General features: G+C 67.3%; 11 protein-coding genes. All 11 read left to right on the top strand.

From position 1 onward, the window contains the following. Positions 1–11: 11 nt before the first annotated feature. The 11 genes from FHT98_RS14805 to FHT98_RS14755 all read left to right on the top strand — a co-directional run bounded on the left by FHT98_RS14805 (position 12) and on the right by FHT98_RS14755 (position 12,506). Positions 12–1,466: a SidA/IucD/PvdA family monooxygenase gene (locus tag FHT98_RS14805; RefSeq protein WP_142114487.1), complete on the top strand. Its 1,455-nt coding sequence runs from the start codon at positions 12–14 to the stop codon at positions 1,464–1,466. After that, on the top strand, positions 1,466–2,440 hold the full coding sequence (locus FHT98_RS14800; protein ID WP_142115771.1) for an ABC transporter permease: 975 nt from the start codon (positions 1,466–1,468) through the stop codon (positions 2,438–2,440). Before FHT98_RS14805 ends, FHT98_RS14800 begins: the two co-directional genes overlap by 1 nt. Further along, positions 2,437–3,339 (top strand): ABC transporter permease, encoded by a 903-nt coding sequence (locus FHT98_RS14795; RefSeq protein ID WP_082617301.1) that lies wholly within the window; start codon positions 2,437–2,439, stop codon positions 3,337–3,339. Before FHT98_RS14800 ends, FHT98_RS14795 begins: the two co-directional genes overlap by 4 nt. After that, positions 3,336–4,325, top strand: a complete 990-nt coding sequence (locus tag FHT98_RS14790) for an ABC transporter ATP-binding protein (protein WP_142114486.1) — start codon at positions 3,336–3,338, stop codon at positions 4,323–4,325. Before FHT98_RS14795 ends, FHT98_RS14790 begins: the two co-directional genes overlap by 4 nt. Then, on the top strand, positions 4,322–5,344 hold the full coding sequence (locus tag FHT98_RS14785; RefSeq protein WP_142114485.1) for an ABC transporter ATP-binding protein: 1,023 nt from the start codon (positions 4,322–4,324) through the stop codon (positions 5,342–5,344). Before FHT98_RS14790 ends, FHT98_RS14785 begins: the two co-directional genes overlap by 4 nt. Further along, positions 5,341–6,912 carry an ABC transporter substrate-binding protein gene (locus tag FHT98_RS14780; protein ID WP_142114484.1) on the top strand — a complete coding sequence of 524 codons (1,572 nt, stop codon included), beginning with the start codon at positions 5,341–5,343 and terminating at the stop codon, positions 6,910–6,912. Before FHT98_RS14785 ends, FHT98_RS14780 begins: the two co-directional genes overlap by 4 nt. A 22-nt stretch (positions 6,913–6,934) precedes the next feature. Continuing rightward, positions 6,935–8,221 carry an acyl-CoA thioester hydrolase/BAAT C-terminal domain-containing protein gene (locus FHT98_RS14775; RefSeq protein WP_142114483.1) on the top strand — a complete coding sequence of 429 codons (1,287 nt, stop codon included), beginning with the start codon at positions 6,935–6,937 and terminating at the stop codon, positions 8,219–8,221. Positions 8,222–8,376: 155 nt separating this feature from the next. Next, positions 8,377–9,414: an ABC transporter ATP-binding protein gene (locus FHT98_RS14770; RefSeq protein ID WP_061966406.1), complete on the top strand. Its 1,038-nt coding sequence runs from the start codon at positions 8,377–8,379 to the stop codon at positions 9,412–9,414. A 53-nt stretch (positions 9,415–9,467) separates the two neighbouring features. Beyond that, a complete protein-coding gene (locus tag FHT98_RS14765; protein WP_061966405.1) occupies positions 9,468–10,757 on the top strand; it encodes an ABC transporter substrate-binding protein in 1,290 nt (429 codons plus the stop codon). A 10-nt stretch (positions 10,758–10,767) separates the two neighbouring features. Beyond that, positions 10,768–11,646, top strand: coding sequence for a carbohydrate ABC transporter permease (locus FHT98_RS14760; RefSeq protein WP_061966404.1), 879 nt, complete (start codon positions 10,768–10,770; stop codon positions 11,644–11,646). Then, a complete protein-coding gene (locus tag FHT98_RS14755) occupies positions 11,643–12,506 on the top strand; it encodes a carbohydrate ABC transporter permease (protein WP_091862062.1) in 864 nt (287 codons plus the stop codon). The genes FHT98_RS14760 and FHT98_RS14755 overlap by 4 nt, the downstream gene beginning before the upstream one ends. Positions 12,507–12,508: the final 2 nt, after the last annotated feature.

The following is a 12,508-nucleotide window of genomic DNA, read 5'->3' as shown; positions in this document are numbered from 1 at the left end:
GAGACGCGGCTGTGACGACAAACCAGGCCGCTGCACCTGAAGGGCTGGAAGCGCTGAACCGCCGCGTCGCCCGCGAGCTCGAACTGCTGACCCTGCCGGCTGCCCCTTGGGTGCCGGAACGCAGCGTCGATGGCGAGCCTGTGCTCGATGTCGCGATCATCGGCGCCGGCATGGCCGGGCTCGCCGCGGCCGCGGCGTTCCGGAATATCGGCCTGCGTGCCGTCAATTTCGACCGCCGGCCGCAGGGCTTCGAGGGCCCTTGGGCGACGACGGCGCGGATGGAGACATTGCGCTCGCCGAAAACCCTGACGGGACCGGCGCTGGGCATCCCCTCGCTGACCTTCCGCGCCTGGTTCGAGGCGCAGTTCGATGCCTCCGACTGGGAGGCACTCGACAAGATCCCGCGCCTGATGTGGATGGACTATCTGCGCTGGTTCCGCGAGGTTCTCGCTCTCGATGTCCGCAACGGCCATGAGATCGCGATGATCCATCCCGGCCCCGAGCATGCGACGCTGGAGATCGACGCCGCTGGCACCCGCCTGCGCGTGCTCGCCCGCCATGTCGTGCTCGCGACCGGTCGCGACGGGCTCGGCGGCCCGGCCGTGCCGGAGATTGCCGAGAGCCTGCCGCGCGCACGCTGGGCGCATTCCTCGGATGAGAACGACTATGCGCAGCTCCGCGGCAAGCGGGTCGCGGTCATCGGCGCCGGCGCCTCGGCGATGGACAGCGCCGGCACGGCGCTCGAAGCCGGCGCGGCCAGCGTCGACCTCCTGATCCGCCGCCGCGACATCCCGCGCATCAACCGCGGCAAGGGCATGGGCCATCCCGGCTCGACCGCCGGCTATCGCCACCTGCCCGATGCCTGGAAATGGCGGATCAACAGCTATGTCGCCCGCGAGCAGGTGCCGCCGCCGCGCGCCAGCGTGCTACGCGTCTCGCGCCATCCCAACGCGTTCTTCCGGCAGGGCACGGCATTGATCTCCGCCCGGATGGAGGGCGACGAGATCGTCGTCGAGACCAGCGCCGGCACGATGCGCTTCGACTTCATGATCTTCTCGACAGGCTTCAAGGTCGACTGGGGCAGCCGGCCCTTCCTCAGGGAGATCGCGGCCAACGCCCGCAACTGGATCGACCGCGGCATGCCGGATGATGCCGAGCCAAGCCTCGGCGCCATGCCCGACCTCGGCCCTGCCTTCGAATTCCAGCCGAAAGTACCCGGCACCTGCCCCGGACTCGAGCGCATCCACTGCTTCTGCTACCCGGCGATGATGTCTCACGGCACGGTCTCCGGCGACATCCCGGCGATCAGCGACGGTGCCGAGCGATTGTCGCAGGCGATCGCGTCGAGCCTGTTCCGCGAGGATATCGAGGTGCATTTCCAGCGCGGCCAGGCGTATTCTGAGCCGGAGATCTTCGGCGACGAATGGGTACCGATCCTGCCCGAACCGGCGAAGGTATCGGCCTGATGCTCGGGTGGCTGCTCCAGCGCGTCGCGCAGGCGCTTCTCGTGATCTTCGCGATGTCGCTCGTGGTCTTCCTCGGGCTGCATGCCGTCGGCAACCCCGCCGACCTCCTGCTGGCACCGGACGCCACGCAGATCGACCGGGCGGAACTCGTGGCGCGGCTCGGCCTCGACCGGCCACTCTGGCAGCAGTACCTCAACTTTGCGGGCAGCGCCCTGCAGGGCGATCTCGGCCGCAGCTTCGTCTACAACGTGCCGGCGGTGACGCTGATCCTGCAGCGCCTGCCGGCGACGCTGGAACTCGCCTTCGCGGCGATGGTCTTCGCGGTCATCATCGGCGTGCCGCTCGGGCTCTATGCCGGGCTCTACCCCGAGCGCCTGCTGTCGAAGCTGATCCAGACCGGCAGCATCCTCGGCTTCTCGCTGCCGACCTTCTGGGTCGGGCTCCTGCTGATCATGACCTTCAGCGTCTCGCTCGGCTGGCTGCCGGCGAGCGGGCGCGGCGAGACCGTGCGCGTCTTCGGCGTCGAATGGTCGTTCCTGACTCTGAATGGCTGGCGCCACCTGCTGCTGCCGGCAATCAACCTGTCGCTGTTCAAGGTCTCGCTGGTGATCCGCCTGACGCGGGCCGGCGTGCGCGAGGTGCTGCCGCTCGACTATGTCCGCTTCGCACGGGCCAAGGGCCTGCGCCGCGGCCGGATCGTGATGATGCATATCCTGCGCAACATCATGATCCCGCTGGTGACGGTGCTCGGGCTGGAGCTCGGCTCGACCATCGCTTTTGCGGTGGTGACCGAGAGCATCTTCGCCTGGCCGGGCTCGGGCAAGCTCATCCTCGACAGCATCAACGCGCTCGATCGGCCGGTGGTGATGGCCTATCTGCTGGTCGTGGTGACGCTCTTCGTCATCATCAACCTCGTCGTCGACATCCTCTACCGCTTCCTCGATCCGCGCGTCCGCGAGGAGGCCTCGGCATGACCACGGTTCCAGCCGCCGCTTCCGCCCGTCGCCCGTCGAGCAGCGCGCTCCGCCGCTTCCTGCGCGCGCCCTCCGCCTGGATCGGGCTCGGCCTGATGACGCTGCTCGTCATCGGTGCGGTGTTCGCGCCGCAGATCGCGCCGCAAAACCCGTTCGACCTCGCGGCCATCGACGTGCTCGACGCCCGGATGACGCCAGGCTCCGTCTCGTCGACCGGCGACATCACCTATCTGCTCGGCACCGACGGCCAGGGCCGCGACCTGTTCTCGGCGATCCTCTACGGGCTCCGGACGAGCCTGACCGTCGGCGTCGGCTCGGCCGTGCTCGCCGGCATCATCGGCATCCTGCTCGGATTGATCGCGGCCTGGAGCGGCGGCTTCATCGATGCGCTGATCATGCGGCTCGTCGACCTCCTGATGTCGCTGCCCTCGATCCTGATCGCGCTCCTGATGCTGGCGCTGCTCGGCAAGGGCATCGGCAATGTCGTGCTGACCCTGGTGCTGCTGGAATGGGCCTATTATGCCCGCACCGCCCGCGCCCAGGCGCTGGTCGAGCGCAAGCGCGATTATTTCGAGGCCGCCCGCGGCCTCGGCCTGCCGACCTCGCGCATCCTCTTGCGCCATGTCCTGCCGAATTGTCTGCCGCCACTGCTCGTCATCGGAGCGCTTCAGGTCGCGCGCGCCATCACGCTGGAGGCGACGCTGTCCTTCCTCGGGCTCGGCGCGCCGGTGACGCAGCCCTCGCTCGGCCTGCTGATCGCCAACGGCTTCCAGTTCATGCTCTCCGGCGAATACTGGATCAGCTTCTTCCCCGGCCTGACGCTGCTGACGGCCATCGTCGCGATCAACCTCGTCGGCGACCGCCTGCGCGAAGTGCTCGATCCGAGGGCGCTGAAATGACCGCGCCGCTGCTCGAACTCCGCAACCTGCGCACCCGCTTCCGCACCGATCGCGGCGATCTCGACGCGGTGCGCGACGTCTCCTTCACCCTACGGGCCGGCGAGACGCTCGGCCTCGTCGGCGAGAGCGGCTCGGGCAAATCGGTCACCGGCTTCTCGATCATGGGGCTGATCGACCCGCCCGGCCAGGTCGTCGGCGGCGAGATCCTGTTCCGCGGACAGGATCTGACCAGGCTCGACGAGGAGGCTATGCGTTGCCTGCGCGGCAACCGCATCGCCATGGTCTTCCAGGACCCGATGATGACGCTGAACCCGGTGCTCCGGATCAGCACGCAGATGATCGAGACGATCCGGGCACATGAGACGATCGACGACGCTTCGGCGCGCATCCGTGCCCGCGACCTGCTCGGCACCATGGGCATCCCGAGCCCGGAGGCACGGCTCGACGCCTATCCGCACCAGCTCTCCGGCGGCATGCGGCAGCGCGTCGCCATCGCCATCGCGCTGATCAACAAGCCCGACCTGATCATCGCGGACGAACCGACCACCGCGCTCGACGTCTCCATCCAGGCGCAGATCCTGGCCGAGGTGCAGCAGCTCACCCGCGAAAGCGGCACAGCCCTGCTCTGGATCACCCATGACCTCTCGGTGATCGCCGGCATCGCCGACGAGATCGCGGTGATGTATGCCGGGCGCATCGTCGAGCATGGCGGAATCGATGCCGTGCTAGACCGGCCGAGCCATCCCTATACGGCCGGGCTGATCGGCAGCCTGCCGGGGGCAAGCGCGCCGGGCTCGATGCTGGTGCAGATTCCCGGCACGACACCGGACATGGTCGACCCGCCCCAGGGCTGCGCCTTCGGTCCGCGCTGCTCGCGCCGCGACGACGCCTGCGAGCGTCAGCCAACCTTCACCGAAGGCGCGCATCGCCTGCGCTGCTTCCATCCTCTGTCCGGCCCCGCTTCATCGGCCGAGGTGGCGGCATGACGACGAAACCCGCCTCCGTTCCGGCGTTGGAGACGCACGATCTGAGCCGCCGCTTCGGCCGTGCGGACGGGCTCGCGGTCAAGCTGCATCTCGCCAGGCGGCAGCCCGTTATCCACGCGCTCGACGGCATAGACCTGACCATCCCGACCGGCGAATTCGTCGGGCTCGTCGGCGAATCCGGCTCCGGCAAGTCGACACTCGGGCGCATTGCCGCAGGCCTGCTGCCGCCGAGCAGCGGCACGGTCGAGGTCTTCGGGCGCGACCCGCAGGGCGACCGTTCGGTCCATCGCGACGTGCAGCTGATCTTCCAGGACCCGCAAGCGAGCCTCAACCCGCGCATGCGCGTCGCGGAAGCGATCGGCGAGGCGCCACTGGTCCATGGCATCGCCTCGCGGTCCGAGATCGACGAGTATGTCTGCGCGCAGATGCGTCGGGCCGGGCTCGACCCGGCCTATCGCCAACGCTTCCCGCACCAGTTCTCCGGCGGCCAGCGCCAGCGCATCTCGATCGCGCGGGCACTGGCGCTCCAGCCGCGCTTCCTAGTCTGCGACGAGTCCGTCGCCTCGCTCGACGTCTCGATCCAGGCGCAGATCCTCAACCTCTTCATGGAGCTGCGCCGCGATCTCGACCTGACCTATCTGTTCATCAGCCACGACCTGCGCGTCGTGCAGCACATCGCCGACCGCGTCGTGATCATGTATCTCGGCCGCATCGTCGAGGATGCGCCGGCCGCCCGGTTCTTCGCCCATCCGAACCACCCCTATACGCAGGGCCTGCTGGCGGAGATTCCCGACCTGAAGCAGCGGCGGCGCGTCTATGCACCGGTGAAGGGCGAGATCCCGAGCCCGGCCGCCCCGCCGCCCGGCTGCCATTTCCACCCGCGCTGCCCGGCCGCCTTCGACCGCTGCCGCGTCGAAAGACCCGCCCTGCGCGAGATCGTGCCGGGCCACCGTTCTGCCTGCCACCTCAACGACGTCGCAGCGGCCCCGGCCCGCGCGCAAACAGGAGAGATCGCATGACGACCAGACTGAGCACCTTCGCGCTTTCGGCGGCACTGATCGCCGCCGCGAGCGCCGCCAACGCGGAAGACCTGCGCATCGCCTTCGGCGACCCGGTCTCGGCGATCGACCCGCAGCTCAACAACCATGCCGGCGACCATTCGGTCTCGCAGCATTTCTGGTCGCGCCTCGTCGCGCAGAAGACCGAGGGCGGCGTGGTCCCCGACCTCGCGGCCTCCTGGAAGAACCTCGCGCCCAATACCTGGGAGTTCAAGCTGCGCGAGAACGCGGTCTGGACCGACGGCAAGCCGGTCACGGCCGAGGACGTCGCCTTCTCCTATGAGCGCGCCCAGGCCGTGCCGGGCAGCGTGGCGAGCTACAAGGGCTTCCTGCGCAATGTCGCCAAGGTCGAGATCAAGGACCCGCACACGCTGGTGATCACCAGCCGCGCGCCCGATCCGCTGCTGCCGATCAACATCTCCAGCATCTATGTCGTCAGCAAGCATGTCGGCCAGACCGCGACGACGGACGACTACAACAGCGGCAAGGCGATGGTGACCGACGGCCCCTATGCCTTCGTCAGCTACACGCCGGGCGACCGCATCGAGATGAAGCGCAATGACAGCTTCTGGGGGCCCAAGCCCGAGTGGGAGAAGGTCAACTACCGCTATATCGCCAATCCGGCAGCGCGCACGGCCGCCCTGCTCTCGGGCGATGTCGACGTCATCGACAAGGTCTCGTTCTCCGACATCGAGAAGCTCGAGAAGAACCCCAAGGTCAAGGTCTGGTCCTATCCGGGCCTGCGCGCCCTGATCATGCAGCCGAGCTTCAACCCGAACCCGTCGAAATTCATCACCGACAAGGCCGGCAAGCCGCTCGACAAGAACCCGCTGCTCGATGTCCGTGTCCGCAAGGCGCTCACCATCGCGATCAACCGCGACGCGATCGCGGATCGCGTCGCCCGCGGCGGCGTGACCGTGGCATCGCAGTGGATGCCGGCCGGGAGCTTCGGCTACGATCCGGACCGCGCCAAGATCGATCTCGACCCCAACAAGGCCAAGGCCCTGCTCACCGAGGCCGGCTATCCCGATGGCTTCAAGCTGACCATGCATGTGCCGGGCGAGCGCTATCCGCTGGCGCCCGAGACCGCGCAGGCGATCGCGCAGTTCTGGACCCGCATCGGCGTCGAGACGCAGGTCGAGGTCGTGCCCTTCTCGGTCTATTCCGGCGCAGCCAACAAGAACGAATATGCGATGAGCATGATCGGCTGGGGCAACGGCACCGGCGAAGGCACCTATGCGATGACCGCGATCCTCGCGACCGCCAACGCCTCGAAGGGCCTCGGTGCCTCGAACTGGGGTCGTTACAGCAACCCGAAGCTGGACGAGGCCCTCGCCAAGGCCAGCGCGGAATTCGACGACGCCAAGCGCGAGGCGATCATCAAGGACGCGGTCAAGGTCGTGATGGACGATGTCGGGATCATGCCGCTCTATCACTACAAGAACATCTGGGCGAGCCGGCCGGACCTGAAGGTCGTGCCCTGGCACAGCGACCGCACCGTCGCGATGCAGGTCAGCAAGGCCAAGTAGAGCCAGATTTAAGGACGCCGCCATGGCTGCCGCCTTCTCGATCAGCCCGACCGTCGACCTGATCGATGTACCCCGCCGGATTGCCCTGACAGGGCTGCCGGCGGGCGCAGAGGTGACCATTGCCGCGGAAACCCCACGCGACGGTCATCTCTGGCGGGCTCAGGCGGTGTTCAAGGTCGGGGCCGACGGCAGCATCGACCTCGAACGCGATGCGCCCCTGCGCGGCGACTACGCGGGCGTCGCGGCGATGGGGCTGGTCTGGGCGCAGACCGGCCAAGGCGAGCTGTTCCCGGCCGACCTGTCCCGCCCGCTCGAAACCACGCTCACCGCCCATGTCGGCGGTGAGCCCATCGCTTCCGGAGGCTTCAGCCAGATCCTGATGGCAGAGGGTGTGACGCGGCATCCCCTCGCCGAGGATGGGCTCGTCGGAACGCTGTTCCTGCCGGCCGGCGAAGGCCCGCACCCGGCGATCATGATCCTGAACGGCTCGGGCGGCGGCATCAACGAGCCACGCGCAGCGCTCTGGGCCTCGCGCGGTGTGGCTGCGCTGGCGCTCGGCTATTTCGGCGCGCCCGGCCTGTCGAAATACATCTCGAACACGCCGCTTGAATATTTCGCCCGTGGCCTCGACTGGCTGCGTGCCCGCGTTCGCCCGAAGAACGATTTCGTCGCCGTCGCCGGGCAATCGCGCGGCGGCGAACTGGCGCTCCTGCTCGGCGCAACCTTCCCCGACAAGGTCTCGGCCGTGCTGGGCTATGTGCCGAGCGCCTTCGTTCATGGCGGACAGGCCGCCGCCGATCCGGCTCCGGGCCTCGGCCGTGATGGTCCCTGCTGGACATTGGACGGCAAGCCGCTCGTCCATCAATGGCAGGACAACGCCAGCGCGAGCTGGAAGCCCTATGACGAGGCGACCGAAATGCGCCGCAATGCCGATGCGATGCGGACCGCGCTCAGTGATCCCGCCGCAATGGCCCGCGCCCGCATCCCGGTGGAGCGGATCGCCGGGCCGGTGCTGCTCATATCGGGCGGCGATGACGGGGCGTGGCCTTCCGATCTCTATTCGCTGATCGTGCAGTCGAGCCTGCTCGCGGCCGGGCATCCGCATGAGGTTCTCTGGAAGAATTGGCCGGCGGCCGGCCATTCCATCCTGTTTCCTCATGTGCCCGCGACGCGCATCGCCCATCGTCACCCGGTCAGCGGCATCGCGACCACGATGGGCGGCACGCCGGCGGCGAATGCCGCGGCTAATGCCGGTGCCTGGGAGGCAGCGCTTGCCTTCCTCAGGCGCCATGGCGGGCAAGCCGGCTGACAGTCCCCGCACGGCACGAGCGAACCTGTGCACCACCCCATCGGCGGGCCACGACCTCTTGTGCGGGGAAGCATTTTCACGTCATCTCCGCTGACGCCATGCCGGCGCAGCGCTGCTGTGCCGGCTCAACATGACCTCGGCTCACCGGATCACGAATGGTTTCTGTAGCGCTGAAGACGGTTTCGAAGAGCTGGGGTGGTGCTGCCGCCGTCGATGCCATCAGCTTCACCGTCGAGGGCGGCAATCTCGTCGCATTGCTCGGCCCGTCCGGCTGCGGAAAGTCGACCACGCTCAGGCTGATCGCCGGGCTCGAGGAGACCAGCAGCGGCACGATCGCGATCGGCGGGCGCGACGTCACCCATGCCTCGCCCTCGCAGCGCGGCATCGCCATGGTCTTCCAGAACTACGCGCTGTTCCCGCATCTGAGCGTCGCGGAGAACATCATGTTCGGCCTCAAGGTCCGCAAGGTCGGGCGCGCCGAGCGCGATGAACGCCTCGCCCGCGCCGCCTCGATCCTAGGGCTCTCCGCCCTGCTGGAGCGCAAGCCCTCGCAGCTCTCCGGCGGCCAGCAGCAGCGCGTCGCGCTCGGCCGCGCCATCGTCGCCGAGGCGCCGGTCTGTCTGATGGACGAGCCGCTCTCCAATCTCGACGCCCAGTTGCGCGTCGAGATGCGCCGCGAGATCCGCGAATTGCAGCAGCGGCTCGGCATGACCATGGTCTATGTCACTCACGATCAGGTCGAGGCGATGACCATGGCCGACCAGGTCGTGCTGATGCGCAACGGCCGGATCGAGCAGGATGCCCCGCCGGACGTGCTCTACGAGAACCCGGCGACGATCTTCGCGGCCCGCTTCGTCGGCACGCCGCCGATGAACGTGCTGCCGCTTGCGACGGTGCAGGCGCGCGGCGGCGCGATCACCGCTCCCGATGGTCTCGATCCCGCCAGCCTCGCCGTCGGCATCCGCCCCGAGATGGTGGAGATCACCGCAAGCGGCGTCGCCGCCGATGTCGTCGCGGTCGAATATCTCGGCTCCGATACGCTGCTGGAAACCCGCATCGACGGCCATTCCTTCATCGTTAAGCGGCCCGGCAAGGTCCGGATCACAGCCGGCGAACAGATCTACATCACGTTGTCACAATCGGCGCTGCACTGGTTCGACCTGGCGTCGGAACGGAAGGTGGTTCGCAACTGAACCGGCCGGAGCGTCGGACGAGCGGACCATCCCAACAAGGGAGAGAGGACATCATGGACAGGCGTGAATTTCTTGGCGGCACCGCCGCACTTACGGGCGCGACTGCGCTACCCGGCATCGCCCGGGCGCAGAGCACCGAGCTCTCGTTCTTCTATCCGGTCGCCGTCGGCGGCCCGATCACCAAGCTGATCGACACCTACGCCGCCGACTTCGAGAAGGACAACCCGTCCATCAAGCTGAAGCCGATCTATGCCGGCACCTATCAGGAAACCATCGTCAAGGCGCTGACCGCGCATAAGAGCGGCACGCCGCCGGTGCTCTCGGTCCTGCTCTCGACCGACATGTTCACGCTGATCGACGAAGAGGCGATCGTGCCCTTCGACGATTTCATCAAGACCGACGAGGACAAGAAGTGGCTTGCCGGCTTCTACCCCGGCTTCATGGAGAACAGCCAGACCGGCGGCAAGACCTGGGGCATCCCGTTCCAGCGCTCCACGGTGGTGCTGTACTGGAACAAGGAACTGTTCAAGGAAGCGGGCCTCGATCCCGAGAAGCCGCCGAAGACCTGGGCCGAACAGCTCGAATTCGCGCAGAAACTGACCAAGCGCGACGCCTCCGGCAACACCACGCAATGGGGCATCCAGATCCCCTCCTCCGGCTTCCCCTACTGGCTGTTCCAGGGCCTCACGACCCAGGCCGGCGCGATCCTCGCCAACAGCGCGGGCGACAAGACCGATTACGCCAATCCGGGTGTGGTCGAGGCCCTGCAGTACTGGGTCGACCTCGCGCAGAAGCACAAGGTCCATCCGCCCGGCATCGTCGAATGGGGCACCACGCCGCGCGACTTCTTCGAGAAGAAGGTCGCGATGATGTGGACCACCACCGGCAACCTCACCAATGTCCGCGCCAACGCCAAGTTCCCCTTCGGCGTCGCGGTTCTCCCGGCCGGCAAGAAGCCGGGCAGCCCCACCGGCGGCGGCAATTTCTATCTCTCGAAGAAGGCGACCAAGGCCGAGCAAGAAGCCGCCTTCAAGTTCGTGCGCTGGATCACCACGCCCGAACGCGCGGCGCAGTGGAGCATCAATACCGGCTATGTCGGCGTCACGCCGGCCGCCTACGAGACCGAGGCGATGAAGAAATACGTCGCCGATTTCCCGCCGGCGCTGGTCGCACGCGATCAGCTGTCGAGCGCGGTGGCCGAACTCTCAACCCATGAGAACCAGCGCGTCACCAAGGCGCTGAACGACGGGTTGCAGGCGGCACTGACCGGCACCAAGGCGCCGCAGAAGGCAATGGAGGAGGCGCAGGCCGAGGCCGAGCGCATTCTCAAAGCCTATCGCTGATCCCGCCCAGATGACGAACCGCGCGACCGCGACGCTCCATGGCTGGCTGCTCCTGCTGCCGGCCATGGCGTGCCTGGCCCTGTTCACGCATTGGCCCGCGGTCGCGAGCTTCATCGAGAGCTTCCATTCGACACCGAAGGCGCGCCGCCCGGCGCGCTTCATCGGGCTCGATAACTACCAGCAGATGCTCGCCGACCCGATCTTCTGGAAGGCGATGAGCAACAATCTCTGGTTCGCGCTCGGCACGATCCCGACATCGATCGCGCTGGCGCTCTTGATGGCGGTCTGGGTCAACGACAGGATCGCGGGGCGCACGCTCGTCCGCATGGCCTTCTTCACACCGACGATCCTGCCGATGATCGCGGTCGCCAATATCTGGCTGTTCTTCTACACGCCGCAATACGGGCTGCTGGAGCAGATCACCGGCCTGTTCGGCGCGCGTTCGACCAACTGGCTGGGCTCGCAGGACACCGCGCTCTACGCCATCACCATCGTCGCGATCTGGAAGGAAGCCGGCTTCTTCATGATCTTCTATCTCGCGGCGCTGCAGGCGATTCCGCCCAGCCTCGGCGAGGCGGCGGCGATCGAGGGCGCCTCGCGCTGGACCTTCTTCCGGCGCATCCAGTTCCCGCTCCTGATGCCGACGACGCTGTTCGTGCTGATCAATGCCGTGATCAACGCCTTCCGCATGGTCGACCATATCTTCGTGATGACGCGCGGCGGCCCGGACAACGCGACGACACTGCTGCTGTTCTACATCTACCAGGTTGGCTTCGGCTTCTGGGACACGGCCTATGCGGCGACGCTGACCTGCGTGCTGCTGGCTCTGCTCGCGCTCGTCGCCTTCGTCCAGTACGGCTGGCTCGAACGCAGGACGCACTACCAATGAGCGCTGCGACGCAACCCGCCCCGGCCGCGACGCGGACTGACCCCTATGCGCCCAAGGGCCTCGCGCTCACGCTGGAATCGACCGGGGCGATCCTGCTCGCCCTGCTCTGGGTGCTGCCGCTCGCCTATGCCGTCTGGGCGGCGTTCCACCCGGCCGAATACACCACCCGCTTCGTGCTGACCGCGCCGCTGACGCTGGACAATTTCACCCGCGCCTGGGCAGCCGCGCCCTTCGCCCGCTATTTCCTCAACACCTTCATCCTGGTCACCCTGATCCTCGTTTTCCAGATCGTGCTGGGCACGCTCGCCGCCTATGCGCTGGCACGGCAGGATTTCTGGGGCCGCGACATCGCCTTCGTGCTGATCCTGGCGCAGCTGATGATCATGCCGGACGCGCTGATCGTCGAGAACTACCGCACGCTCGCCAAGCTCAACCTGATCGACACGATTCCGGCGATCGCCCTGCCCTATATCGCCTCGGCCTTCGGCATCTTCCTGCTGCGCCAGACCTTCAAGACCGTGCCGAAGGAACTCGACGACGCCGCGCGCGTCGAGGGCGCGAGCCCGCTGCAGGTGCTGATGCGGGTCTATGTCCCGCTGGCGAAGCCGACCTACATCGCCTACGGCCTCGTTTCGGTCAGCTATCACTGGAACAACTTCCTCTGGCCGCTGCTCGTCACAAACTCCGTGGAATCGCGGCCGCTGACCGTCGGCCTGCAGGTCTTCTCCTCGGCCGACCAGGGCATCGACTGGGCTGTGATCTGCGCGGCGACATTGATGACCTCGGCGCCGCTGCTCGTCGGCTTCCTGCTGTTCCAGCGCCAGTTCGTGCAGAGCTTCATGCGCGCGGGTATCAAGTAACG

Source organism: Allobosea sp. AK1 (assembly GCF_006714945.1).
GTDB classification, from domain to species: Bacteria; Pseudomonadota; Alphaproteobacteria; order Rhizobiales; family Beijerinckiaceae; genus Allobosea; species Allobosea robiniae.
Note: the sequence above shows the minus strand (reverse complement) of the source record. Positions and strands in the feature narration are given on the sequence as shown.

What these genes read in the sequence shown, in the direction of transcription:
- FHT98_RS14780 (WP_142114484.1), top strand. Translation starts at nt 5,341, where the DNA reads ATGACGACCAGACTGAGCACCTTCGCGCTTTCGGCGGCACTGATCGCC.
- FHT98_RS14800 (WP_142115771.1), top strand. Translation starts at nt 1,466, where the DNA reads ATGCTCGGGTGGCTGCTCCAGCGCGTCGCGCAGGCGCTTCTCGTGATC.
- FHT98_RS14765 (WP_061966405.1), top strand. Translation starts at nt 9,468, where the DNA reads ATGGACAGGCGTGAATTTCTTGGCGGCACCGCCGCACTTACGGGCGCG.
- FHT98_RS14790 (WP_142114486.1), top strand. Translation starts at nt 3,336, where the DNA reads ATGACCGCGCCGCTGCTCGAACTCCGCAACCTGCGCACCCGCTTCCGC.
- FHT98_RS14775 (WP_142114483.1), top strand. Translation starts at nt 6,935, where the DNA reads ATGGCTGCCGCCTTCTCGATCAGCCCGACCGTCGACCTGATCGATGTA.
- FHT98_RS14785 (WP_142114485.1), top strand. Translation starts at nt 4,322, where the DNA reads ATGACGACGAAACCCGCCTCCGTTCCGGCGTTGGAGACGCACGATCTG.
- FHT98_RS14755 (WP_091862062.1), top strand. Translation starts at nt 11,643, where the DNA reads ATGAGCGCTGCGACGCAACCCGCCCCGGCCGCGACGCGGACTGACCCC.
- FHT98_RS14795 (WP_082617301.1), top strand. Translation starts at nt 2,437, where the DNA reads ATGACCACGGTTCCAGCCGCCGCTTCCGCCCGTCGCCCGTCGAGCAGC.
- FHT98_RS14760 (WP_061966404.1), top strand. Translation starts at nt 10,768, where the DNA reads ATGACGAACCGCGCGACCGCGACGCTCCATGGCTGGCTGCTCCTGCTG.
- FHT98_RS14770 (WP_061966406.1), top strand. Translation starts at nt 8,377, where the DNA reads ATGGTTTCTGTAGCGCTGAAGACGGTTTCGAAGAGCTGGGGTGGTGCT.